Here is a 26,535-nt window from a genome sequence, read left to right on the forward strand (position 1 = left end):
ACCAAATGGAAAAAAATACAATACTTGAAATCAGGAATATGAATATTTCTTTTTCCCAGTATCAGAAGGGTACAAAGCAGACAAAGCTTCCTGTGATCAGGGATCTCAGTCTTACTGTTCACCAGGGAGAAATGGTGGCTGTTGTTGGTTCTTCCGGTTCCGGAAAAAGTCTTCTGGCCCATGGAGTAATGGGAATCCTTCCTTATAATGCAGAAATGGGTGGAGAGATTCTTTATTGTGGAGAGCCTCTCACGGAAAAAAGGATCCGTGCGCTCAGAGGAAAAGAGATTGTTATGGTTCCCCAGAGCACTTCCTATCTGGATCCGCTGATGAAAGTGGGAACACAGATCTGCAAAGGTAAAAAGGATCCTGAAAGAAAAAAGAAACTGGACAGGATCTTCAGACGGTATGGTCTGGCAAAGGAGGTTCAGGAACAGTATCCTTTTGAGCTTTCCGGAGGAATGACCAGGAGAGTGATGATATCCACAGCGATGATCGAAGAGCCGAAGCTGGTTATTGCAGATGAACCTACTCCGGGACTTCACCTGAAAGCGGCAAAGAGAGCCATGGAGCATTTTCGGGAGCTGGCTGATATGGGAGCGGGAGTGCTGATCATCACTCATGATCTGGAACTTGCTCTGGAAACTGCGGACAGGGTTCTTGTTTTTTATGCAGGCTATACGCTGGAGGATGCGAAAACAGAGGATTTTCGCCAGGAAAAAACACTGAGGCATCCTTATACAAAAGCCTTATGGAGAGCAATGCCCCAAAATGGTTTTCATTATATTGACGGGGTGCAGCCCTATGTAAAAGATATGCCGGAGGGTTGTCCGTTTGCCCCCAGATGCGAAAAATGTACAGAAAAATGCAGAGGGGAAATCCCCTACAGGGAAGTAAACGGAGGATATGTGAGGTGCGTGTATGATTCTTGAAGCCAGAAACATTTCTTTTCGATATGGAGAAAAAAGCAGAGCAATTTTAAAAGATTTCAGTCTGAAAGCAGAGAGCGCAGAGCGAGTGGGGCTTGTGGCACCAAGTGGATTTGGAAAAACAACTCTCTGCAAGATATTGTCAGGATATGAGAAGCCTGACAGCGGAGAAGTTCTGCTGGACGGAAAGCCCCTTGACGCCTGGGGCTCCTACTGCCCGGTTCAGCTGATCTGGCAGCATCCGGAACAGGCCATTAATCCCAGACTGCGGATGAAAGCAGTGGTTGAGGAGGGCGATCATGTATCTCCTGACCTTATGAAAAGACTTGGGATTGAGGCAGACTGGATGAACCGTTTTCCGGCAGAGCTGTCAGGGGGAGAAATGCAGAGATTCTGTATTGCAAGAGCGCTGGGGCAGAGGACGCAGTTCCTTCTGGCAGATGAGATCAGCACAATGCTGGATCTCATCACACAGAGTCAGATTTGGCATTTTCTTATAGATGAAACCGAAAAGCGCAAAATTGGAATGATCGTAGTCAGCCACAGCCCGGAGCTTCTGGAAAAAGTCTGTACCAGGATCGTTGATCTTCAGAAGGAATAAACAGGTTACACAGCAAGGGCAAAGATCCTTGTGGCAATGTAAAAGTAAATAATAATAGAGCAGGTGTCCACAGCTGTAGTGATCAGAGGAGACGCCATGATAGCCGGATCCATATGCAGAATTTTTGCGCCAAGCGGAAGAATACATCCGATGATCTTGGACAGGATTACAGTTGCAGTCAGAGAAAGAGAAACGACCAGAGCAAGTCTGGGATCTTTGTACATAATAAGAATACGGATTCCGTTTATTACAGCAAGTCCAGTACCTACCAGAAGCGCAATCCGAAATTCTTTAAATGCAATCCGAAAAACATCACAGGGACGGATCTCATTCAGAGCAAGACCGCGGATGATAAGAGTTGAGCTTTGAGAACCGCAGTTTCCTCCGGTATCCATCAGCATGGGAATAAAGGAAACAAGAAGAGGGACTGCGGAAAAGGCGTTTTCATATCTGGTAATAATGGTTCCGGTAAGTGTGGCAGAAAGCATCAGAAAAAGAAGCCACATAAAGCGTTTTCTGGCATGGGTCAGTACGGAAGTCTCAAAATAGGAGGTTTCATGTTTTTCCATGGACTCCTGTACAGTTTTTGGCTCTGTCAGAGAGCTGACAGAAGTGTGATTTTTCGGTGTGTGGATCAGTAATGTTTTCATCATAATTCTTCAGTCCTTTCTTTAATATAATGATCTGACAACTGGCTCCAGGTTCCATGGTTTTCACCTCCTTTTCAAAATAAAAATCCTGTCATCGCCTGAGCAATGACAGGATATATTTTTCCTGTGAAACATCGTTCAAGCTTTAGCATCACAGGGCGTAAAAATTGCATTAGGTTATGCCTTGACTGCGACATATCCTGCTGACCAGCGAATCGTGTCTCCACGTTTTTGCGGCAGCAATCTTAGGAAAATCCAAATCCCTGTGGTAGCCTCACCTACCGAAAGTGTGTAATTAATTGTTTGTCCCATTGTAGTCCGGCAGTATGGGTTTGTCAAGTATTTGTTGAAAAAGAAGCGATTCATACGCTCTGATTCCCCCGCATACACTGTAAAAACAGCGTTTTCGGGGGTTTTTCCTTTGAAAGATTACATCGAAGAACGGGCAGTGGAGATCGCTTCTTATATTATTGAAACTAAGGCAACTGTAAGACAGGCAGCAAAAAAGTTTGGAATCAGTAAGAGTACGGTACATAAAGACTGTTCTGACAGGTTACAGGAGATCAATCCCAGTCTGGCAGCAGAGGTGCGGCGTGTGTTGGATAAAAACAAGTCGGAAAGACATATCAGGGGCGGTCTTGCCACCAGAGAAAAGTATCTGCACAGGACTTTATAGCTAAAACCAGAGATGCTGAAAAAGAAAAGTCTGTATTAATTGTTTTGTACTATTCATACAGAATGTGGGCTGATATAATAAACAAAAAGGAGAAGTGCAGGATGCATCAGGCAGCCTGAAAATAAAACAGAGGAGGAAATATGAAGCCGGAGCTGAGATTTGAGGAAAAAAGAATGAGAGCAGCAGAGCTGGGGGAGCAGAGCTGCGTTCCTGATCTGCTTGGGGAACTGGTTCTCCAGAATCAGTTGGAGTTCAGACTGAAGGAAGATGATGAGATCTTCGAAGGATACGGAAGAAAAAAGACGGCGTATCCTTACAGACAGTATAATGGGTATACCCGGGAACTCGGGGAAAAAGAAATCAGGACAGCAGTTCTGGAAAACAAATACCTGAAAGCAGTATTCCTTCCGGAGTATGGAGGAAGGCTGTGGGAATTATGGGATAAAGAAACAGGCAGAAATCTTTTATACACAAATGATGTGCTCAGATTCAGTAATCTTGCTGTGAGGAATGCCTGGTTCAGCGGAGGCGTGGAATGGAATCTTGGTGTGATCGGTCACACGCCTCTTACAACGGAGCCTCTGTATGTGGCAAGGACAACAACAGAAAAGGGAGATCCGGTACTGCGTATGTACGAATATGAGAGAATTCGTCAGGTTACATATCAGATGGATTTCTGGCTGGAAAAAAACAGTCGTTTTCTAAACTGCAGAAGTTGTTCCTATGTACTGGTGGAGTAATATAGCAGTGAAAGAACATGAAGGCGGACGGGTGATCGTGCCTGCTGATGAGGCGTTTACTTGTGTTGACGGCGTAGTGTACAAAGTTCAGATTCCTGTTGTTGGGGAGACGGATATTACAGATTATAAAAAAATAAAAGATTCTGTGGATTACTTTTTTGATATTCCGGAGGAGTCTCCGAAATACATAGCCAATGTAGATAAAAATGGTTATGGTCTGCTTCATGTTTCCACAAAAAGGCTGAAAAGCAGAAAGCTTTTTTCATGGGGAAATCAGGATGCTTCTGACCGCTGGCAGGAGTTTCTCACTGATCAGGCAGGAAGATATATAGAGATTCAGGCCGGTCTGGCGCCTACTCAGTACGGGTGTATTCCAATGGCTCCGCATACAGCCTGGGAGTGGCTGGAGCAGTATGGAGCAGTTCAGCTTCCGGAGGGAATGAGAGATCAGGAGCACAGGGAAAGATGCCAGTATCTTACAACGGAACTTCGCAGGAAACATGTGTCTGACAAACTGGAAAAGAAGCTTTCTGATACCAGATCAATGGCTCGTAAAAAAGCAGAGATCATTCAGTGCGGGAATGGATACGGCGCAATGAGAGAAATCAGTGCCTTAACTTCTCATCTGGAATTCAGACTGGAACAGAAATCTCTGAAAAACTGGAAGGGATTTTTTGACACATCTGTCCTTCACTGTCCGGATGCTCAGGAGGTGCCGGATGAGTTTATGATCAATGAGGAAAATCTGGATTTCCTGAAACAAAGCATGGCAGAAAAGAACAGTACAAACTGGTATGCTTATTATCATTTGGGAGTTGGATATTATATAGCCGGAAAATATAAAAAAGCAAAGAAAGCTTTGCAGGAGTCGCTTTCTATTAAAGAAAATCCATGGGCATATCATGCTTTGAGCTGTGTATATCTGCTTTTTGAAAAGAATAAAAAAGCAGAAAAAGCAATCATAAAAGGAATGAAAATGAGAATATCTGATTCTGCATATCTCAAGGAAGGATTTCGTATTCTTTCTCTTTGTCAGGCATATAAAGAACTGTGCGATTTTTATAAAAAACTGGACAAAAAAGTCCAGAGCATCAATCGAATCCGCTTTTATTATATCAGTGCGTTTCATAAGCTTGGCAAAAACAAAAAAGCGCTTAGCCTTCTGGAGCAGGACGGAGGTCTTGAACTGGAGGATATCCGAGAGGGAGAGGATTCTATTGGGCTGCTCTGGCAGGAACTTCATGCAGAGCTGTACGGAGAAGAGGGTAAGATTCCTCACCAATACAATTTCAAATCATTCTGACAAAAACAAAAGGGCTTTTACAGCCCTTTTAATATATCCGGAAGTTGTGCGTTATGTTTCGGAAGTATAACATAGAAACGGATAAACGCTCCGTCAGGACACTGGGAAAATAGTATTCTCGAATTATAAGGTTTTGGTGGGGACATACTTCGAATAAATTAGAGGCAGTAAGCCTGAATTTTGTTATTTTTGGCAGAATAAAATTTGCAAAAGCAGAAAATCCTGAAGCAGGGAAGTGGCAGAAGTGCCTGATCGTCAGGGGCATAGCAGAAGTTTTGGATATACCGGATAAAAATCAATGGAATGATTCAGATGATAGCAGCAGCATATTTTTTGATATTATTTTTGTAGAAAAATTGATTTTGCAATCATATGACAGAGGCTCTTTCGGGTGGATTTTCTTTTATCGTAAAGCATTATAAGGGCTTACGCAGGTATCTGAGGGCATATTGACAGTGCTGTATACAAGGGGTAAAATTACAGGCACACAATGTAATTGGAAAGGGGCTGGATTATGAGATTAAAGACAGTTCAGGATGCGTTGAACAGTAAAAATATTTCTTTTACCTATACAGAAGAGGATGGATGCGGAAGTCTTGATTTTATGTTCCGGGGACTGAGCTTTCACGTGTGGGAGTATTATGACAACGTATGGGGAGCAGAGACAAATATTTATGAGGCCGGGCGAAGCATAGATATAGAAGGGGATTATGAGGAAAAAATCTCCGAGGAGATTCTGTCCTGGCCGGAATTTTAAAGGATACCGGAAAGAACTGGCAGAGTGTTTTATCTCAGGAGGTAAACATACAGAATGTAGGAAAGGGCTATGATGACTGCCCGGAAAAGGAATGGATTATGGAATTAAAAAATATATTGAAAGATGGAACAGAATTAAAAAAACAGGTTTATGCGCTCTATGAGGAAGCTTTTCCTGCTGAAGAAAAAAAGCCGATTTCTCTTATGGAACATCTTGCGGAAAAAGGACAGATGGAGCTTCTTGCAGTGACAGATCAGGGAGAATTTGTGGGGCTTGTCTTTAACATGATGGATGGAAATACTGCGCTTCTGGACTATTTTGCTATTTCTCCCGAAAAAAGAAATGGTGGATATGGAAGTAAAACCCTGAAGCTTTTGCTAGAACGATTCCATAGTAATAAATATATTTTTGAAATTGAAATGCAGGATGAAAAGGCGGAGAACGCCAGAGACAGAAAACGGAGAAAAGCCTTTTATCTGAGAAACGGTCTGAAAGAAACCGGACTTTTTGCGCATGTATATGAAACAGATTTTGAGCTTCTGACTCCGGATGGAAGTCTGACTTATGATGAATACACAGGATTTCTGGAGCGTATTTTGGGCGAAGAAGGAGTGCGTGTGTTGAATCCGTCACTGATCTCTCAGCTGCCGTAAGCTTTGCTTTCAAAATGATGCAGATTAAACATTCTGAGCTTTGTCACTGATTTCTTAGTTACCGTAAGCTTCACTTGCGGGATCAACAGCGGGCATCAGGGAAAATAAACAGGGAAACACCACCATCAGAGACACCAACTTTAAAAAATCGTAAATCTGCTCTCGTTTATGGAAATTTTAACAGATCCCCCGGTATTTTGCCGGGAGATCTGAAGATTAGAACAGGACGTTATTAATTTAGTAGTTATTTTTCATAGTTTTCAATGATAAAATCATAGGTTCGTTTACAGTTGTTGTGATCATGGTATGCGAAATATTTCTGATTCTTATCGCTGTAGCATTTTTTTTCGCTGAAATCACTGGCGATATATTCTTTTATCAGTTCTATAAGCTGCTTTTCTTCTGTGCAGCGATCTCCGGGAAGATCATGCTCCATATCTATATAGCTTCCATTTGTTGTCTCGTAGGCTTCTGTATCAAATTGATAAAAAACAACAGGCTTGTTCAGATAAGAGGCATCCCAGCATACACTGGAATAATCAGTTATCAGCATGGAACATTCCATGATCAGCTCATTAAGTGCAGTGGCTCCAAATGGAATGAGTCGGATCCGGGAGCTGTTGGCATGGAAATTCTGTATAAAGTCCCGGAGCTTGGGGTGAATATAAAAAATCAGCTCAGTGTCAGTTTCGTCTAAAAAAGAGAGGAGCTCCTGGTTCTGAAGCAGGTGCATATAGGTTTTATAATATTGGCTATTGCGGAAAAAATCATCGCTTTTGCCCTCAAGCCATGAGCGCCATGTGGGCATGACCAGGATTTTTTTGTGATGAATGTCGGCTTTGTTGTTTAGAACATCCCACCGTGTAAAGCCAAGAACCGGGGTGTGGGCCCTGTCGTAGCCGAAATGGCTGGTGATAATTTTCTGTTCTGCAACAGATGTCACGGCAAAATAGGTCATGGGGCTAAAGCCTTGTGAGCCAAAAATTGAATCTACACGTTTCAGGGCAGTAACTCCGTGCTGCAGAAAAAATATATCGTGTCTGTTTATTTCCCGGGAAATCAGATTTGGCATGGGCATCCAGGCGTAGGCGTGTAAACGTGCATCAGAAGCAATGTACAGATCTGCCAGAAGCATATATAAAATGTGGCGGAAGCTGAGGAACGGAATCACCTGCTTTCGGTATTTTTGGATGGTTGACCACTGAGCAGAATTTTTGTCCATAATAAAATAAATATGATTCTTTTTTCGGGGCGGAAGATTTTCCATGCAGTACTGGAAAAAATAAAAACCATTGTCCTGTGCAGAAGTGCAGTATTTTTCAAAAACCAGCCAGAGCTTCTTTTTTTTCAAAAAAGGACTAAGGAGTTTCGCAGATCCAAAGGCCGCAAATTCCTTTATTCGGAAGGAAAGACGGTCATAGGGCTGTTTTGTCCGGCAGCGAAGAATCATTTGATGTCCTGTAGTTCCTATGGGAAAAACAATCAGGTTGTTTTTGATTATAAGGTTTCTGCTTACAAGTAGCCGGGCGCGAACCTGTTTGTCCAGAATAACCGGACAGTGATCTTGTGCGGGATCCTGGCTTGTATGTACAACTACATTCCAGTCTCCTTCTGAAATTTTTAATGGACTGAGATCGATAAATGCAGTACAGATACAGTTTTGCATTGGATTTACATGGAAAGAATAAGAAATTTTTTGATCAAGATTCTGATAAAAAAGGCTGATTCTGGGGCTGTTTACCGGGTGTTTGGTATTAAGGGTTATGTGCAATATTGATTTTTTTATTTTGATATGTGTGACAGTAAATGACTGTTCCATAAATACTCCTTTAAAATATCTGCTTACTGCGGTTTTCTTGATTCGCAGTATCGCAGGATAATTATTTCCGGTTTCCCTGTAGAAACCTTTTCGATTATTTATGCATAATACTACTATTATGTCTATAGGGTGTCAAGATATGAAAAAGAAGGATTATTTCTTGAAAATCTTGGCTTGGATGGTATACTTACAGTAAGCTATGAAAGGAGGATGACAGAAAAAGTTTTTATGGTTTCTACAATTTCAACAGAAAAAAAACAGCTGAGATTTACAAAAAATAATACACTTGCAATAAAAGGAATTGCCATCATATTTTTGCTTTGCTATCATTGCTTTTCTGATAAGGGACGTCTGCGCGGCGCGGATGTAAGCTTTTGGCCTCTAAGTGAGGGGACTGCAATGTGGATTAGCAAGAACCTTGTTATCTGTGTGGGAATGTTTGCGTTTTTATCCGCTTACGGACTGACTCTGTCTTTAAAAAAGACATATAAGGATTATTGTTTTTCCGGACATGAAGCAACAATGTTTGTACTGAAAAGATATGTAAAACTGGTCTTTACTTTTATGCTTCCGTTTTTTGTATGCGCAGGATTGACTTTTGCAACAGGAACTGCAAGTCATCGATACAAAGGGGGATTATGGGAAAACCTAATCAGCGTTGTGATGGATTTTTTTGGAGTGGGTCATCTTTTTGGCACTCAGATGATGATCAATACCTGGTGGTTTCTGAGTCTGGAAATTCTTATTATTGTACTTATGCCGTTTATGGTGAGGTTTTATAAGAAATACAGCTGGCTTATGGTGATCATGTTTCTTGTTCTTGGAAGTTTTATGCTGGAGAAGCATGTGCATCTGACAAAATACTTTTTTGTTGTTCCCATTGCGGTATGCTTTGCAGATCAGCATGTGCTGGAAAGGCTGAAAGAATTTTCGCCTGTAAAAAACCGGATGGCAGGAAAAATACTGAAATTTGCAGTTTCTACGCTGATGATCTTTATTATGTTCAGAATGTATGGAAGCCGATGGGGAATTCAGCATTTTGAATTTGTACTGAATGGACTTCTTCCGGTGACTATTATCTACTGGGCGTATGAATTTGTCATTGAGCTTCCGATCCTCAGACCGGTGTTGGAGTTTCTTGGAAAACATTCGGCAAATATTTTTTATACCCATACATTTGTAAGGTCGTTGTGGATACCGGGGCTTGTATATTCTTTCAGACATGCGGCAGTTATTTTCATGTTTCTTCTGGCAGTCAGCCTTGGGATTTCATTTTTTCTGGACTTTCTCAAAAAAATGCTCCATTATAATAAGCTTACCGGAGAGCTTACGGACAGATTTATGCTGTGGGCAGACAGCACATTGAAATAAACATGAAAAAGGACCCTGGATTCTTTGCGAATCCGTGGTCCTTTTTTACAGATTGTGTTTTTATTGTTTTTTATAAAAGTCCTTTTTTAATCTCCTCGCATATATGTCGACTATGCTGTTGATCCTTAAATTGGAAATATTCTTTTCGTTTTGCCTCATATTCCGGCTTCATCTTAAAATCATTTCTAATCTGCTGCTCCAGAAGATCGAGGAGTTCTTCCTGATTTTCTGCTCTGTCGCCAAACAGTTCTGTGCGCATATCCAGATAGCTTCCGTGAGCTTCGTCATACTTATCCAGATCGAACTGGTAGAAAAGTATGGGCTTATCCTGGTAAAGCACATCCCAGCATACACTGGAATAATCAGTGATAAGCATACGGCAGCGCATCAGCATTTCATTGACAGCGACTTCCCCGAAGGAAATCAGGTGGATCCGTTCGCTTTTGGCCTGGAAGCGGTCAGAATATTCCTGGAATTTTGCATGAAGATAAAAATTAACTTCCATATCGTATTTTTCCAGAATATCACCCAGCCTCCGGGAGTTAAGAAGATTCATATAATTAATAAAATAATCGCTTTGTTCAAAGTCACTGTCAGGTACAGAATCCAGCCAGTTTCGCCAGGTTGGCATGATCATGATCTCACGTCTGCCCTGAGATCTGTCGTGGAGGACATCCCAGCGGGGAAGTCCTGTATTGATCACCTGCTCAGGTGCGTAACCAAAATTGTCGATAATTGTTTGTTTTTCTGCATTTGTGGAAACTACAAACATATCGCAGCCGCCCTTTTGCCCTTTTCCATAAAAGTTATCCACACGTTTCAGAGCAATTACGCCATGCTGAAGAAAGACAAACGGTATTTTTTTAATATAACGGTTAAAAATACTGTGTCTGCACTGAAGCGGATATGTGTGATATCTGGAATCCGAACTGACAATCAGATCAGCAGCAAGGAGATAACACAAATGGCGGATGCTCATAAAGTCAAGCAGTCTGTTTTTGTAAGATTCTACTTTATGCCTGTCGGGAGAATCTTTTGTTATAATATAGTATATTTTTTTGCCGAGATAGGTTTCTTCCTGGTTTTCCATACAGTGTTTGAAAAAGTAATAACCGTTATCCTGAGCCATGGATGAAAATTTTTCGCATACAAGGCAAATGCGTTTGCTTTTCCAGTAGGGTTTGGCAATCTGGTACAGAAAAACTGCCAGAAATTCTTTGAATACAATATCCATGCCGTCATAGCTGTTTTTTTCGCGGTACACAAAGGCAAGAGTTCGCTTTGCTGTGTAATAAGGATACAGGAAAAAGTTGCCTTCTCCGGCATAGGAGCCGTTATACAGAAATTTATTGAACATTCTGGCAGGAACACTCATTTCAATAGGAATCTGACCGGTATTTCCGCTTGACGGATCCTGAAGCTGTATGCGTACATCCCAGTAAAGGCTTTTCCACTGAACGGAGTCCAGAGGGAAAGATACCTGAAATTTTATATGATCTTTGTATTTTTTTGATTTTACTGTTGTAAAATCATAAGAAACAGCATCTTCTGCAAGTTTGCTTCTGAAAGTCAGAAATGTTTTTACATAGTTCATGTTTGCAGCTCGAAGATGGAAATTCAGGCGCAGGATTCCTTTGCTCATTTTCAGAGAACACAGCTTTGCCGAACAGGTAAGCTCCATATATCGGTTTCTGCTGTATAAAGCAGCGCAGAAAAGGTTCTGAAAATCAGTTTTTGTATAGATCATTCCCACATACTCAACAGCATCAGATGCTTCTTCATCCTGCAACCAGATGCTGTCGGCAAATATCCTCCAGTTTTCAAAGGAATCTGTTGGAGGAGTTTTTTCGGACAGGGAAAAAATATGCGTTTCTCCGTTTGTGGTTATTTCCATAAAGAAACCATAGACTTTCTGGCGCTTGTACTCGGCAAGCGTTTTCAGAGGGGCAAGATCCACACGATAAGACTTGAAATCATCTGTTTCATAATGAAGGCAGAGAGAATCTTCTCCATGAAGTTCCTGAACAAGAAATCGGATTTTTTCCGGGGATTCCACGGGAAGGTTGTCTGTACTTAAAGTAAAACTGGTACCGCAGACGGAAACGTTAGATATTTTGATATCATTTTCGCACTTATCCATAAGTAAAAGCTTTGTATCCTGTTGTATTGTAGTATTCATAATTCCTCCTGATTTTTATAGGGAAATAAGATAGTTCTTGATAAAGATTACATAATTATAACATAAGCGTAACAAATTTTAAATATAATAAACAGAAAATTTTTAAATAAAATCTTGACATAGACTTTGCTACGTGTTATCCTATTACAGAACGCTGCCGAAGACAGTAGGTGCCGTAAGGCATAAGGATCAAAACGCCTACCGAGGACTTAGTATTCTGATAAGATTACAGGAGACCTTACTGTCATGGTACAGTAGGGCTTTTTTTATCTCAGTATCCATTGCAACGGCGGTATATCAAAATCTATAAGGAGGTGTACCATTTATGGCAAAAGTAGAACTGAAACAACCAATCGTAGAAGAAATCGCAAACAGCATTAAAGACGCTCAGTGCGTAGTACTTGTAAACTACAGTGGTCTTACTGTTGAGCAGGACACTATTCTGCGTAAGGAATTAAGAGAAGCTGGTGTTCAGTATAAAGTTTACAAAAACACAATGATGAAACGTGCTTTTGAGGGAACAGACTGTGAGAGCCTTTCCAAACATCTTGAAGGTACAAACGCACTGGCAATCTCTGCTACAGATGCAACAGCACCTGCTAGAATCCTTGCTAAATATGCGAAACAGTTCCCGGCACTGGAACTGATCGCAGGTGTGGTTGAAGGCAACTACAATGATCAGGCTGGAATCCAGGCACTTTCCCAGATTCCGTCCAGAGAAGAACTTCTTGGAAAACTTCTTGGAAGCATTCAGTCTCCGATCACAAACTTCGCTCGTGTGCTTAATCAGATTGCAGAGGCACAGGGTGGAAGCGCAGCAGCAGCTGAGTAAATTTGGCAGAACCGGATTTACAACACGCAGATGGCGCGTAGAGAAGTTCGCAGTTCCCGTATAACACTGCGGACCGGTATAAATTAAAAATAATATTATATGGAGGGAAATTAAAATGGCAAAATTAACAACAGAAGAATTTATTGCAGCAATCAAAGAGTTATCTGTATTAGAGTTAAATGAACTTGTAAAAGCTTGTGAGGAAGAGTTCGGCGTATCTGCAGCAGCAGGCGTTGTAGTTGCAGCAGCAGGTGCAGCAGGCGAAGCAGCTGAAGAGAAAGACGAGTTCGACGTAGAGCTTACAGAAGTAGGCCCGAACAAAGTTAAAGTTATCAAAGTTGTTCGTGAAGTAACTGGTCTTGGTCTTAAAGAAGCTAAAGCTGTAGTTGACGGTGCTCCGAAGGTAGTTAAAGAGGGCGCTTCCAAAGCTGAGGCTGAGGACATCAAAACAAAACTGGAAGCAGAGGGAGCAAAGATCACTCTGAAATAATTCAGTCTGAACAGAAGAGACAGCGCAGGGACGCCGCAGGTGTTCCTGCGTTTCTTTTTTGGAAAATAAAAAACTTTCAAGAATTCAGTTGACAGGTTGACAGCAGTATGTTATAGTGAAAAATGCTATATTATGGCAAGATATGCCTGTTTACCCGAAAATATAAACAGGATCATGTTGTAATAAATAAAAAAACAGGGGTGAAACGTCAATGGAAAAAAACAGAATTCGTTCTGTAAAAACTGGAAAAAGCATGCGTATGAGCTACCAGAGACAAAAAGAAGTCCTGGAAATGCCGAATCTGATCGAAGTCCAGAAAGATTCCTACAAATGGTTCCTGGACGAAGGGCTGAAAGAAGTATTTGATGATATTTCTCCAATCGCGGATTACGGCGGAAAGCTTAGTCTGGAGTTCATCGACTTTACATTTGACGCAAAGGATGCGAAGTATACAATTGAGCAGTGTAAAGAACGTGACGTGACTTATGCCGCACCTTTGAAGGTTCGAGTGAGACTGATTAACAAAGAAACAGAAGAGATCAACGAACACGAGATTTTCATGGGAGACCTTCCGTTAATGACGGAGACAGGCACATTTGTGATCAACGGTGCAGAGCGTGTTATCGTAAGCCAGTTGGTACGTTCCCCTGGAATCTATTATGCAATCGCACATGACAAAGTTGGTAAAAGGTTGTTTTCCAGTACCGTAATTCCCAACAGAGGTGCATGGCTGGAATATGAAACAGACTCCAACGATGTTTTTTATGTTCGTGTAGACAGAACCAGAAAGGTTCCGATCACTGTGCTGATTCGTGCCCTTGGTATCGGCACCAATGCGGAAATTGTAGAATTGTTTGGTGAGGAGCCCAAGATCCTTGCCAGCTTTACAAAAGATACTTCCACAAATTATCAGGAAGGTCTTCTGGAATTATACAAAAAAATCCGTCCGGGTGAGCCGCTGGCAGTGGAGAGCGCAGAGAGCCTGATCATGGCAATGTTCTTTGATCCGAAAAGATACGATCTTGCCAAAGTCGGACGTTATAAATTTAATAAGAAACTTCATTTTAACAGCAGAATTGTAGGCCACAAGCTTGCAGAAGCAGTTGTGGATCCGTCTACAGGAGAAATTCTTGCAGATGAAGGTACAAATATCACAAGAGAGATCGCTGACAAAATCCAGAACAGCGCTGCTCCGTTTGTGTGGATCCAGGGAGAAGAAGACCGCAAAATCAAGGTCCTTTCCAACCTTATGGTGGATCTTTCCGCTCATGTTGAGCTTGACTGTGATCCGAAGGAACTGGGTATTACAGAATTAGTATATTATCCGGTTCTCGAAAAAATACTGGAAGAAAATGACAGCCTTGAGGATATCAAAGATGCGATCCGCAGAGATATCCATGATCTGATTCCGAAGCATATTACAAAAGAAGATATTCTTGCTTCTATCAACTATAATATGCATCTGGAATACGGCCTTGGAAATGATGATGATATCGATCATCTGGGCAACCGCCGTATCCGTTCTGTAGGCGAACTGCTTCAGAACCAGTACCGTATTGGTCTTTCCAGACTGGAAAGAGTAGTGCGTGAGCGTATGACAACTCAGGACACAGATAATATTTCTCCGCAGTCCCTGATCAATATTAAACCGGTAACAGCGGCAGTGAAAGAGTTCTTTGGCTCATCACAGCTTTCTCAGTTCATGGATCAGAACAACCCGTTAGGTGAGCTGACCCATAAGAGACGTCTGTCTGCCCTGGGACCAGGAGGTCTGTCACGAGACAGAGCCGGATTCGAGGTTCGAGACGTTCACTATTCTCATTATGGACGTATGTGTCCGATTGAGACTCCTGAGGGTCCTAACATCGGTCTTATCAACTCTCTTGCTTCCTATGCAAGAATTAACCAGTATGGTTTTGTTGAGGCTCCGTACAGAAAAATCGACAAAACAGATCCGTCCAATCCGGTGGTAACTGACGAGGTTGTTTATATGACAGCCGATGAAGAAGATAATTACCATGTAGCACAGGCAAACGAGCCTCTGGATGAAGAAGGACATTTCCTTCACAAAAATGTATCCGGTCGTTTCCGTGAGGAGACTCAGGAATACGAGAGACATATGTTTGACTACATGGACGTATCTCCTAAGATGGTATTTTCCGTTGCTACAGCGCTTATCCCGTTCCTGCAGAACGATGATGCCAACCGTGCGCTCATGGGATCCAACATGCAGCGTCAGGCAGTTCCGCTTCTGACCACCGATGCTCCGGTTGTTGGAACAGGTATGGAGACAAAAACTGCTGTTGACTCCGGTGTCTGCGTTGTGGCTAAGAAGGCAGGTACAGTTCTTCGTTCCACATCTACAGATATCAGTATCAAGAATGATGACGGAACAAAAGATGACTACCATCTGACAAAATTCCTCAGAAGTAACCAGAGCAACTGCTATAACCAGAAACCGATCGTGTTCCAGGGCGAGCATGTAGAGGCGGGACAGGTTATTGCAGACGGTCCGTCTACTTCCAACGGTGAGCTGGCCCTTGGTAAAAACCCGCTGATCGGATTTATGACCTGGGAAGGCTACAACTACGAGGATGCTGTCCTTTTAAGTGAAAAACTTGTTCAGGATGATGTTTATACATCTGTCCATATTGAAGAATATGAAGCAGAAGCCAGAGATACCAAGCTGGGACCGGAAGAGATCACAAGAGATGTTCCGGGTGTGGGAGACGATGCTCTGAAAGATCTTGATGAGCGCGGTATCATCCGTATCGGTGCTGAGGTTCGTGCGGGAGACATCCTGGTAGGTAAAGTTACTCCTAAGGGAGAAACAGAGCTTACTGCAGAAGAACGTCTGCTGCGTGCAATCTTTGGTGAGAAAGCAAGAGAGGTAAGAGATACTTCCCTTAAAGTTCCTCATGGTGAGTACGGTATCATTGTTGATGCCAAAGTATTTACAAGAGAGAATGGTGATGAGCTTTCTCCTGGTGTAAATCAGTCTGTTCGTATTTATATTGCTCAGAAACGTAAGATTTCTGTTGGTGACAAAATGGCCGGTCGTCACGGTAACAAGGGTGTTGTTTCCCGTGTACTTCCAGTTGAAGATATGCCGTTCCTGCCTAACGGACGTCCGCTGGATATCGTTCTGAATCCTCTGGGCGTACCTTCCCGAATGAACATCGGACAGGTGCTGGAAATCCATTTAAGTCTTGCTGCAAAAGCTCTTGGCTTCAATGTTGCGACTCCGGTATTTGACGGTGCAAACGAGAATGATATTCAGGATACTCTGGAACTGGCAAACGATTATGTAAACACAGAGGACTTTGAAGAGTTCCGTGCAAAATATCAGGATGTACTTGCTCCTGACGTTATGCAGTATCTGGATGAGAACAAGGCCCACAGAGAATTGTGGAAGGGTGTTCCGATCTCCAGAGACGGTAAGGTTCGCCTTCGTGACGGACGTACCGGTGAATATTTTGACAGTCCGGTAACAATCGGACACATGCATTACCTGAAACTGCATCATCTGGTAGACGATAAGATCCATGCACGTTCCACAGGTCCATACTCACTGGTAACACAGCAGCCTCTGGGTGGTAAAGCTCAGTTCGGCGGTCAGCGTTTCGGAGAGATGGAGGTTTGGGCTCTGGAGGCGTATGGCGCATCCTATACTCTGCAGGAGATCCTGACAGTTAAATCCGATGATGTTGTAGGTCGTGTGAAGACTTATGAAGCAATCATTAAAGGTGATAATATTCCTGAGCCGGGAATTCCGGAATCCTTTAAGGTTCTGCTGAAAGAGCTGCAGTCTCTTGGCCTTGACGTTAAGGTTCTGAGAGATGACAACACTGAGGTGGAGATTATGGAAACCGTGGATTACGGCGACACAGATCTTCGTTCCGTGATCGAGGGAGACAGACACAGCAGAGACAGAGAAGAGGAATCCTTCGGCAAGCACGGTTATACACAGCAGGAGTTCGAGGGTGAAGAACTTGTAGATGTGGAAGAGGAAGACGAAGAAGAGGAAGATGCATTCCTTGACTTTGACGAAACTCTTGATGACGAAGAATAGAAAGGGGAAAGAATACATGGCAGAAACAACCAATACCAATGAAACATATCAGCCAATGACTTTCGATGCCATTAAGATCGGACTGGCGTCCCCTGAGAAGATCAGAGAGTGGTCAAGAGGCGAAGTAACAAAGCCTGAGACTATTAACTATCGTACTCTGAAACCGGAAAAGGACGGACTTTTCTGTGAAAGAATCTTCGGGCCCAGCAAGGACTGGGAGTGCCATTGCGGTAAATACAAAAAAATCCGCTACAAAGGCGTTGTGTGCGACCGATGCGGCGTAGAAGTCACAAAGGCATCTGTCAGAAGAGAGCGTATGGGTCATATCGAGCTTGCTGCTCCGGTATCTCATATCTGGTATTTCAAGGGTATCCCGTCCAGAATGGGACTTATCCTTGACCTCTCTCCGAGAACATTGGAAAAGGTTTTATATTTCGCAAACTATATCGTACTGGACCCGGCTGATTCCGGGCTTCAGTACAAACAGGTCCTTACAGAGAAGGAATACCAGGATGCCCGTGAGTCCTATGGATACGGCTTCCGTGTGGGAATGGGTGCAGAGTCTGTTATGGAACTTCTGCAGGCCATTGATCTGGAAAAGGATGCTGAGGAACTGAAGGCAGAGCTTGTGGATGCAACAGGACAGAAACGTGCCAGAATCATCAAACGTCTGGAGGTTGTGGAATCTTTCCGTGAGTCCGGCAACCGTCCTGAGTGGATGATCATGACAGCAATTCCTGTTATCCCGCCGGATCTTCGTCCTATGGTACAGCTTGACGGCGGACGTTTCGCAACATCTGACCTGAATGACCTGTACAGAAGGATCATCAACAGAAACAATCGTTTGAAAAGACTGTTAGAGCTTGGCGCTCCGGATATTATTGTCCGCAACGAGAAACGTATGCTGCAGGAAGCAGTAGATGCTCTTATTGACAACGGACGCCGCGGACGCCCGGTTACAGGACCTGGAAACAGAGCTCTGAAATCCCTTTCCGATATGCTGAAAGGTAAATCCGGACGTTTCCGTCAGAACCTTCTGGGTAAACGAGTTGACTATTCCGGACGTTCTGTTATCGTCGTAGGACCTGAACTGAAGATTTATCAGTGCGGTCTTCCGAAAGAGATGGCTATCGAGCTGTTCAAGCCTTTTGTTATGAAAGAGCTTGTTGCAAACGGTACCTCTCACAACATTAAAAATGCAAAGAAAATGGTGGAGAAGCTCCAGCCGGAGGTATGGGACGTTCTTGAGGACGTTATCAAAGAACATCCGGTTATGCTGAACCGTGCACCTACACTGCACCGTCTTGGTATTCAGGCGTTTGAGCCGATCCTTGTAGAAGGTAAGGCTATTAAGCTTCATCCCCTTGTTTGTACCGCGTTTAATGCGGACTTCGATGGTGACCAGATGGCGGTACATCTTCCGCTTTCCGTTGAGGCTCAGGCAGAGTGCCGTTTCCTCTTACTGTCACCAAACAACCTTCTGAAGCCGTCTGATGGTGGTCCGGTAGCCGTTCCTTCACAGGATATGGTCCTTGGTATCTACTATCTGACACAGGAAAGACCGGGATATCCGGGAGAAGGCAAGTTCTTCAAGAGCGTAAATGAAGCGATTCTTGCTTATGAGAACAAGGTCATCACACTGCAGTCCAAGATCAAAGTACGCTGCACAAAGACCATGCCGGACGGAACTGTTCTTACCGGCAATGTGGAATCTACACTGGGACGTTTCCTGTTCAACGAGATTCTTCCTCAGGATCTTGGATTTGTAGACAGAAGCATTCCGGGCAATGAGCTTCTGCTTGAAGTTGATTTCCTTGTAGGTAAAAAACAGCTGAAACAGATCCTGGAAAAAGTCATCAACACTCATGGAGCTACCAAAACAGCCGAGGTGCTTGACGCTATCAAGTCAACCGGTTATAAATACTCCACCCGTGCAGCCATGACTGTTTCCATTTCCGATATGACCGTGCCTCCTCAGAAACCTGAGATGATCCAGAACGCACAGAATATCGTGGATAAAATTACAAAGAACTACAAACGTGGTCTGATCACAGAGGAAGAGCGTTATAAAGAGGTTGTTGAAACATGGAAGAAGACTGACGATGAGCTTACAAGAGCTCTGCTTGACGGTCTTGACAAATACAACAACATCTTCATGATGGCTGACTCCGGAGCCCGTGGTTCTGACAAACAGATCAAACAGCTTGCAGGTATGCGAGGCCTGATGGCAGATACAACCGGTCACACCATCGAGCTTCCTATCAAGTCAAACTTCCGTGAAGGTCTTGACGTACTGGAGTACTTCATGTCTGCTCATGGAGCACGTAAAGGTCTTTCCGATACCGCTCTTCGTACAGCCGACTCCGGTTACCTGACAAGACGAATGGTTGACGTTTCTCAGGAACTGATCGTCCGTGAAACAGACTGCTGCGAGACAAGAGATGAGATCTCCGGTATGTATGTCAAAGGATTTATGGACGGAAAAGAGGAGATCGAAAGCCTTCAGGAACGTATTACAGGAAGATTCTCCTGTGAGACAATTAAGAATAAAGACGGTGAGGTGCTTGTAAAAGCAAATCACATGATCACACCGAAACGTGCAGCCAGAATCATGGCTGAGGGTGTAAACGCAGAGGGCGGAGCAATTGATCAGGTTAAGATCCGTACAATTCTTACCTGTAAATGCAAAGTCGGTGTCTGCGCGAAATGTTACGGCGCCAACATGGCAACAGGCGAGCCTGTACAGGTTGGAGAGTCTGTTGGTATTATTGCTGCTCAGTCTATCGGTGAGCCAGGTACACAGCTGACCATGCGTACCTTCCATACCGGTGGTGTTGCCGGCGGCGATATCACACAGGGTCTTCCTCGTGTCGAGGAGCTTTTCGAGGCACGTAAGCCGAAGGGTCTTGCAATTATCACTGAGATTCCGGGTGTTGCAGTTATCAATGACACCAAGAAGAAACGTGAGATCATTGTTACAGATCCGGAAAGCGGAGAGTCCAAGACATATCTGATTCCTTATGGATCACGTATCAAGATCATGGATGGTCAGACACTTGAGGCCGGTGACGAACTGACAGAGGGTAGTGTAAATCCGCATGATATCCTGAGAATCAAGGGTGTTCGTGCAGTTCAGGATTACATGCTCCGTGAGGTTCAGCGTGTATACCGTCTCCAGGGTGTTGAGATCAGCGATAAGCATATCGAGGTTCTTGTGCGTCAGATGCTGAAGAAAATCCGTATTGAGGATAATGGAGATACTGAATTCCTTCCGGGCACACTTGTAGACGTTCTTGATTTTGAAGAAGTAAACGAGCAGCTTGAAAAAGAAGGAAAGACTCTGGCAGAAGGAAAGCAGGTAATGCTTGGTATTACAAAAGCTTCCCTGGCTACAGATTCCTTCCTGTCAGCAGCATCCTTCCAGGAGACAACCAAGGTTCTTACCGAGGCTGCTATCAAAGGTAAGGTTGACCATCTTGTAGGTCTGAAAGAAAACGTTATCATTGGTAAGCTGATTCCGGCAGGTACAGGTCTGAAACGCTACAGCGCTATCAAACTTGACACCGGAATGCAGGAAGATGAGGAAGAGGAAGTAACAGAAGACATTACAGAAAAAGATGCAGATGTTACACCGGAGGAAACCTCTGAGGCAGTTGAAACTGAAGAAGCAGTGGAAGAAGAGAGCAGCGAAGATAATTCCGCTGAAACCGAAGAAACTGGTTCTGAAGAAGAATAAATAAAAAGCGCAGAATGTGCGCAGATAAAGTACAAAGGAAGTCCAGACGGCTTACAGGCCTGAGGGCTTCCTTTTTTTGTGGAAAAATGTTTCTGAGCAGAAAGTTACCACAGATTGTTCTAAGAAAGAACTTTAAATAAGTAAATTCAGGAAGTAGTTTGAGTAAATCTTAAAAAAATATGAAAAATTATGGAATAAAATCAAAAAATACAGACAGAGAGAAAGGCTCATGTTATAATGACTTATCAGCAGAAAAATAAGGGTAAATGCAAACATCAGTTTTGCTGACAGATAAATGACAGAGCCGAAAGTAATTCATAAGACTGTCAGATATCAGTAATCATGAGGGGAGGGAAATGGAATGGAAAAACAGCTTCCGATTTCGGTGTGGCCGGAATGGAAGATTATCGAAAAAATCGGTGAAGGTTCTTTTGGAAAGGTTTATAAAGCGCAGAGAATCGTACAGGGGAAGACGTTTTATTCTGCCATTAAGATTATTACCATTCCTTCCAGCCAGGGAGAATTGAGCAGTGTCCGTTCTGAGAATCCTGATGAACAGTCAGTGAAAGAATATTTTCACAGTCTTGTGGAGGACTGCATTCAGGAAGTCAGTACCATGGAGTATTTTCGTGGAAATTCTCATGTAGTATCCGTAGAAGATTATAAGGTTGTGGAATATCTGGATGATATAGGATGGGATATTTATATCCGAATGGAGTATCTGACAGGCTTTCTGGATTATTGTACGGGCAAAGAGCTGACAGAAAAGGAAGTGCTTCAGCTTGGGATTGATCTGTGTAAAGCTCTGGAATACTGCCAGAAACAGAATATCATCCACAGAGATATCAAGCCGGAAAATATATTTGTATCAAGATTCGGAGAATTTAAGCTGGGAGATTTCGGGATTGCCAGAGAGCTGGACAGAAATGTAAATGGTCTTTCCAAAAAAGGCACGTTTTCCTATATGGCGCCTGAAATGTATCGTGGTGAGGAGTACGATCACCGGGTGGATATTTATTCTCTGGGGATTGTATTATACAGGTTAAGAAACCACAACAGGCTTCCGTTTATTAATCTGGAAAAACAGCTTATTACATATCGGGACAAAGAAACTGCGCTGAACAGGAGAATGTCGGGAGAGGAACTTCCTGTGCCTGCAGAGGCGTCTGACGGGTTGGCGCAGGTTATTTTAAAGGCATGTGCGTACAGACGTGAAGACAGGTATCAGACACCGGAAGAATTTCGGGAGGCGCTGGAAGCAGTCAGATATCAGGAACAAAAACCGTCAGTAAAGCATACAGGGGAATCTACAAAGCCGGAAAACGCAAAGAAAACGCAGAGCAGAGAGCAGGAGAGGAAGCCTGTTCCCGAAAAAGTCCACTACGGAGAACCGGAGCCGGGAGGCACTATTGTGCTTCGGCAGGAAAGAGAAAGGTCCGGAAGCCGGAAACCGGAGTCTGCAAAAAGCAGAAATACACAGTCTGTATCCACAAAGCAAGATCACAGACGAAGAACTTCTTCCGGCAGGAAGAAACAGAAAAAGCGTTTTGATCCGTTGGTGGCAGCGGTAATTGTGATGCTTATTGCTGTGTGTATAGCAGTCAGCGTTTTTGTATGGCTGATAAAAGAAAATGCAGAACTTCAGAGACTGAAACAGTCCGTGACGGAAACTGTGGAATCAGCAGAAAATAAAAAACTTCAGGATACTCTGAAAAAGATTGGCTCTCAGGCTACAGAAATCACGGAAAACCTGAATCACTATAACTGGATCGGATCTGAGCAGGAAGGGAAGATCAGTTATCTGAAATCAGAGGGTACAGAAGCAGAACTGATGAAAGTCCTTATTTATCCGAAGCTTTCTGAAGACGGATATTATGAAGAATATTATTACTGGGATGGAGAACTGTTTTTTGCATATGTGTGGGCGGATCACAATACTTTTCCGGAATTAAAGCCGGGCGAGCAGAAAGCTAATCTTTATTATTATGAAGAGGGACAGATGATCCGCTGGATAGATGAAGATAATATCTGCCATGATAATGAGACAGATAACTATGAATACAGAGCGCGGGAAGAAAAATATTGGAACAAGGCAGAAGAATACGAAGCTGAACTGAATGTAGGAGGAACGGCAGAAAGGACAGAAGATGGCGCAGCGACAGAAGACAGCGTATCGCATTGAATATGCTTATGTATGTCATATAGGAAAAATACGGAATAATAATGAAGATAACTTCTGGTGCTGCGGAGAACTTCTTCCTGCGCAGAATCAGGGAATGGATCATATCAGAAGTGGCAGCGCTTCTCAGAAAGAGCTTCCGCTTCTGGCAGTATTTGACGGTATGGGTGGGGAAAGCTGCGGAGAAATGGCGTCATATCTCGCAGCGTCTTCCTGCGGAGAGTATTATAAGCAGTGCAGAGAGGAAATTTCCGAAGATCCGGAACAGTTTTTGAGAAATATCTGTACACAGATGAATCAGGCTGTGTGTGACTACAGTGTAGAAAATAAAATCCGGAGTATGGGAACAACAGCGGCGGTACTTGCATTTGCAGGGGAACAGGTATATGGCTGTAATCTTGGCGACAGCAGAATTTATCAGGCAGAGGGCAGCCAGTTTCGGAGAGTCTCCCGTGATCATGTTCTGGGAGGCTCTCTTTTTGGAAAATCTCCTCTTGTACAATATGTGGGGATTCCGGAGGAAAGTATGGCGCTGGAACCGTCTCTTGTAAAAATGGAAGTGCGTCCCGGAATGAGATATCTTCTGTGTTCGGACGGGCTTACCGATATGCTGTCAGACGGGGAGATCGCAGATATTTTGACAAGAGAACTTTCTGTTCAGGAAACTGTGGAACTTCTCCTTGAGCGGGTACTGAAAAAAGGTGGGAGAGATAATGCAACAATGGTTCTCTGTGAGATCAGAGAACCGGAAAAAAGCTGGTTCCGTAAAATGCTGAACAGGATGCACAAAAGAGATGAAGGTGATGAAAAATGAAAAATCGAATGCAGGATCTGGATTTTGAGCAGACGGTTGCTTTTGACCGTGTGGAGGATTTTGAGTTTACAAGAAAAGCAGTTCAGCGTTTTCGTCAGGTGGTAAGTCTGGAAGGTTTTGAGGATGAAGATGCAGATGTAATCTTTCATTATCTGTATAAAGAAATGGAACTGGTTTCTTTCGGGGATCATCTGAAACGGTATATTTATGAGAGAGCCGGGCTGGAAGAACCCTTTGCAGATGTAACTCAGGACATTTACAGAGATATTGTAATAGAATCTTTTCATGAAACCTGTACGCCCAAGTCCATGAAGCCTACATCTACAAAGCTGACCTCTCTGGTAAATAACTGGCTGACTCAGGCATCTGTAAAAAGAGAAACTGTATTTCTTCTGGGGTTCGGACTGCGAATGAGCGCAGAAGATGTTTCGGATTTTCTTACCAGAGTACTCAGAGAGCAGGATTTTGATTTTCATAATCCGGAAGAGGTTATTTACTGGTACTGCTATTTTAAACAATATGGATATCACAAAGCAGAAGAACTGAAAAACAGGTACAGCGAGCTGGAACCGGATGAGAATTATACAGAAGCTTCTAAAGTATTTTCCGGAGGGCTGTGCCTTGACAGCGAGGAAAAGCTGTTTCAGTATCTGGCATATGTAAAAGCCGGGACAGATGATCCCATGTCAGAAAAAAGTCAGGCGTTCCAGGAATTCTGCCGCCTTCTGAACAGAGCAAAGGAAATTATTGCTTCCATGTATCAGGGGGACGAGGAGGAAAAAGACAGGGGAAAGGTGTGGAATGTTTCCGATATTTCAGATTCTGATGTGGAAAAAGTAATCTGCAGCGGGATACCTGTCAATAAAATGGGAAATCTGAAAAAAATGTCAGCATCTATTCTGGCAAAGCATTTCAGCCAGAAACGGTTCAGCAGACAGCGGATCAACAGCATTATGAATCATAAGTTTCCGGTGGAGCGCTTTGATCTGATCACACTTGAGTTTTTTATTGTATCTCAGGAAATGCAGGATGACGATCCCTACAGCAGATACCGTCATTTTCTGGATGAGATTCAGACAGTTCTCCATAAATGCGGAATGAGCGAGATCTATATTGTAAATCCATATGAGTGTTTTCTGTTAATGTGCCTGCTGACCGACTGCCCTCTGGCGGTATTTGCCGATATCTGGGAGATGTCCTATGAGGAAATATGATAAAAGAGAAAAAGCTGTCGTTACGGTTCACTTTGTTTACAGCAACCTGGTCAAAATGCTGTGTGAACAGTAATAAGTCAGATAATCCTGAAAATAATCCTGAAAATACCTTGACAGCCGTATTTTTACGGGATATAATGAGCAGGCGTGCAACAGGAATGCATTTCTTTTTGTGCGTACAAATATGACAATAGCAACCGCACAACCCCATGGAAATCCATGGAGAAAATAATCGGGAGGTGAAATGGAATGCCAACATTCAACCAGTTAGTAAGAAAAGGACGTCAGACCACTGTAAAGAAATCTACAGCACCGGCTCTGCAGAAGACATTCAACTCTTTAAGAAAGAAATCAGTAGAGCAGTCTGCACCGCAGAAACGTGGTGTTTGTACAGCAGTTAAAACTGCAACACCTAAAAAACCTAACTCCGCTCTCAGAAAGATCGCCAGAGTTCGTCTTTCCAACGGAATCGAGGTAACAAGCTACATTCCGGGAGAGGGACACAACCTTCAGGAGCACAGCGTTGTTCTTATCCGTGGTGGTAGGGTTAAAGACTTACCTGGTACAAGATACCACATCATCAGAGGTACTCTTGATACTGCAGGTGTAGCAAACAGAAAACAGGCCCGCTCCAAATACGGTGCTAAGAGACCGAAGAAAAAATAAAGCAGATTTTGCAGCATAGCGAATAAATTTGCGATATTTCTCAGATACGAAGTATTTGAGAAGGTTCCCGTCTTATTAAGAGGGAAAGAGAATTTTGAAGGTAGTGATCCTGATCGCAGAATGATCGAGAAGGTTCATGCCTTTTGAAAGCATTAATTTTGAACACAGCGTGTTTGAAAAGGTTCCCGTCTTACTGAAAGGCAGGGACACAACATTATCTATCATTTGTAGAATCACTAACAGCTATAAATTTGTACGGTATTCCATATACCCTGTCGGTTGCGGGTTAATATAGGACTTTACCAGTGCGAACACCTTAGTTTTTGAAGTGAGTACCGATGATATAATCATATTGATTAAGGAGGGAAGTAACGTGCCACGTAAAGGACATACTCAGAAAAGAGACGTTCTGGCAGACCCGATGTACAACAACAAAGTGGTTACCAAACTTATCAATAACATCATGTTAGATGGTAAGAAAGGTGTCGCTCAGAAGATTGTATACGGCGCATTCGCCAGAGTAGAAGAAAAAGCTGGCAAACCAGCTATCGAAGTTTTTGAAGAAGCTATGAACAACATCATGCCTCTTCTTGAAGTAAAAGCAAGACGTATCGGTGGTGCTACTTATCAGGTTCCGATCGAGGTAAGAGCAGACAGACGTCAGGCACTGGCTCTTCGCTGGCTCACCACCTATTCTCGTAAAAGAGCTGAGAAGACAATGGAGGAGAGACTTGCAAACGAGCTTCTTGATGCAATGAACAACACAGGTGCATCTGTTAAGAAGAAAGAAGAAATGCATAAGATGGCTGAGGCAAATAAAGCATTTGCTCACTATCGCTTCTAATTAGAGGAGG

19 protein-coding genes, 1 pseudogene, 1 riboswitch and 1 other annotated feature are annotated in these 26,535 nt (G+C 43.2%); of the genes and pseudogenes, 17 read left to right on the plus strand and 3 right to left on the minus strand.

Features of this window, described 5'->3' with window-relative positions; all coding sequences use genetic code 11:
• The first annotated feature begins 5 nt into the window (after positions 1–5).
• Both LU279_RS02380 and LU279_RS02385 read left to right on the plus strand, forming a co-directional pair.
• Positions 6–932, plus strand: coding sequence for an ABC transporter ATP-binding protein (locus LU279_RS02380; protein WP_274420689.1), 927 nt, complete (start codon positions 6–8; stop codon positions 930–932).
• Positions 922–1,530 (plus strand): ABC transporter ATP-binding protein, encoded by a 609-nt coding sequence (locus LU279_RS02385; RefSeq protein WP_274420691.1) that lies wholly within the window; start codon positions 922–924, stop codon positions 1,528–1,530. Before LU279_RS02380 ends, LU279_RS02385 begins: the two co-directional genes overlap by 11 nt.
• Positions 1,531–1,535: 5 nt before the next feature.
• Here the strand turns inward: LU279_RS02385 and LU279_RS02390 are convergent.
• Positions 1,536–2,138: pseudogene (locus tag LU279_RS02390) on the minus strand (magnesium transporter); the annotation flags it as partial.
• A gap of 168 nt (positions 2,139–2,306) precedes the next feature.
• Positions 2,307–2,473: riboswitch (M-box (ykoK) riboswitch) on the minus strand.
• Between the two features lie 128 nt (positions 2,474–2,601).
• Here LU279_RS02390 and spoIIID point away from each other — a divergent pair.
• The 5 genes from spoIIID to LU279_RS02410 all read left to right on the plus strand — a co-directional run bounded on the left by spoIIID (position 2,602) and on the right by LU279_RS02410 (position 6,309).
• Positions 2,602–2,856, plus strand: a complete 255-nt coding sequence (spoIIID, locus tag LU279_RS02395) for a sporulation transcriptional regulator SpoIIID (RefSeq protein ID WP_274420692.1) — start codon at positions 2,602–2,604, stop codon at positions 2,854–2,856.
• A 140-nt stretch (positions 2,857–2,996) separates the two neighbouring features.
• On the plus strand, positions 2,997–3,596 hold the full coding sequence (locus tag LU279_RS13450; protein ID WP_330684532.1) for a DUF5107 domain-containing protein: 600 nt from the start codon (positions 2,997–2,999) through the stop codon (positions 3,594–3,596).
• A 7-nt stretch (positions 3,597–3,603) separates the two neighbouring features.
• Positions 3,604–4,899, plus strand: coding sequence for a DUF5107 domain-containing protein (locus LU279_RS02400; RefSeq protein WP_330684533.1), 1,296 nt, complete (start codon positions 3,604–3,606; stop codon positions 4,897–4,899).
• A gap of 514 nt (positions 4,900–5,413) precedes the next feature.
• Entirely contained in the window at positions 5,414–5,656 is a 243-nt protein-coding gene (locus tag LU279_RS02405; protein WP_274420694.1) for a kinase, read from the plus strand.
• 98 nt (positions 5,657–5,754) lie between these two features.
• Positions 5,755–6,309, plus strand: a complete 555-nt coding sequence (locus tag LU279_RS02410) for a GNAT family N-acetyltransferase (protein WP_274420695.1) — start codon at positions 5,755–5,757, stop codon at positions 6,307–6,309.
• Between the two features lie 244 nt (positions 6,310–6,553).
• On the opposite strand, the gene LU279_RS02415 is transcribed toward LU279_RS02410, so the two are convergent.
• The gene (locus tag LU279_RS02415) at positions 6,554–8,128 is read right to left on the minus strand and encodes a CDP-glycerol glycerophosphotransferase family protein (protein WP_274420697.1); all 1,575 of its coding nucleotides are present in this window, start codon (positions 8,126–8,128) and stop codon (positions 6,554–6,556) included.
• A gap of 210 nt (positions 8,129–8,338) precedes the next feature.
• On the opposite strand from LU279_RS02415, the gene LU279_RS02420 reads away from it, so the two are divergent.
• Positions 8,339–9,499, plus strand: coding sequence for a hypothetical protein (locus LU279_RS02420; RefSeq protein ID WP_274420699.1), 1,161 nt, complete (start codon positions 8,339–8,341; stop codon positions 9,497–9,499).
• 70 nt (positions 9,500–9,569) lie between these two features.
• Here the strand turns inward: LU279_RS02420 and LU279_RS02425 are convergent, their stop codons facing one another.
• A complete protein-coding gene (locus tag LU279_RS02425; RefSeq protein ID WP_274420701.1) occupies positions 9,570–11,678 on the minus strand; it encodes a CDP-glycerol glycerophosphotransferase family protein in 2,109 nt (702 codons plus the stop codon).
• A gap of 139 nt (positions 11,679–11,817) precedes the next feature.
• Positions 11,818–11,954: a sequence feature (ribosomal protein L10 leader region), on the plus strand.
• A 49-nt stretch (positions 11,955–12,003) separates the two neighbouring features.
• On the opposite strand from LU279_RS02425, the gene rplJ reads away from it, so the two are divergent.
• From rplJ to rpsG, 9 genes are all read left to right on the plus strand, one after another.
• Positions 12,004–12,510 (plus strand): 50S ribosomal protein L10, encoded by a 507-nt coding sequence (gene rplJ / locus LU279_RS02430; RefSeq protein WP_274420703.1) that lies wholly within the window; start codon positions 12,004–12,006, stop codon positions 12,508–12,510.
• Positions 12,511–12,625: 115 nt separating this feature from the next.
• On the plus strand, positions 12,626–13,000 hold the full coding sequence (gene rplL, locus LU279_RS02435; RefSeq protein WP_015541728.1) for a 50S ribosomal protein L7/L12: 375 nt from the start codon (positions 12,626–12,628) through the stop codon (positions 12,998–13,000).
• Positions 13,001–13,211: 211 nt separating this feature from the next.
• On the plus strand, positions 13,212–17,072 hold the full coding sequence (gene rpoB, locus LU279_RS02440) for a DNA-directed RNA polymerase subunit beta (RefSeq protein ID WP_274420707.1): 3,861 nt from the start codon (positions 13,212–13,214) through the stop codon (positions 17,070–17,072).
• Between the two features lie 16 nt (positions 17,073–17,088).
• Complete coding sequence (gene rpoC, locus LU279_RS02445; protein ID WP_274420709.1) at positions 17,089–20,808, plus strand: DNA-directed RNA polymerase subunit beta'; 3,720 nt, start codon at positions 17,089–17,091, stop codon at positions 20,806–20,808.
• Between the two features lie 361 nt (positions 20,809–21,169).
• The gene (locus LU279_RS02450; protein WP_274420711.1) at positions 21,170–22,990 is read left to right on the plus strand and encodes a serine/threonine-protein kinase; all 1,821 of its coding nucleotides are present in this window, start codon (positions 21,170–21,172) and stop codon (positions 22,988–22,990) included.
• Positions 22,956–23,801: a PP2C family protein-serine/threonine phosphatase gene (locus tag LU279_RS02455; RefSeq protein ID WP_274420713.1), complete on the plus strand. Its 846-nt coding sequence runs from the start codon at positions 22,956–22,958 to the stop codon at positions 23,799–23,801. The genes LU279_RS02450 and LU279_RS02455 overlap by 35 nt, the downstream gene beginning before the upstream one ends.
• Positions 23,798–25,015: a hypothetical protein gene (locus LU279_RS02460; RefSeq protein ID WP_274420715.1), complete on the plus strand. Its 1,218-nt coding sequence runs from the start codon at positions 23,798–23,800 to the stop codon at positions 25,013–25,015. The genes LU279_RS02455 and LU279_RS02460 overlap by 4 nt, the downstream gene beginning before the upstream one ends.
• A gap of 249 nt (positions 25,016–25,264) precedes the next feature.
• Complete coding sequence (gene rpsL / locus LU279_RS02465) at positions 25,265–25,681, plus strand: 30S ribosomal protein S12 (protein WP_022067749.1); 417 nt, start codon at positions 25,265–25,267, stop codon at positions 25,679–25,681.
• 373 nt (positions 25,682–26,054) lie between these two features.
• On the plus strand, positions 26,055–26,525 hold the full coding sequence (rpsG, locus tag LU279_RS02470; RefSeq protein WP_177297209.1) for a 30S ribosomal protein S7: 471 nt from the start codon (positions 26,055–26,057) through the stop codon (positions 26,523–26,525).
• Positions 26,526–26,535: the final 10 nt, after the last annotated feature.

Source organism: Blautia sp. XA-2221, assembly GCF_028767025.1.
In the GTDB taxonomy this organism is placed as follows: Bacteria; Bacillota; Clostridia; order Lachnospirales; family Lachnospiraceae; genus Blautia_A.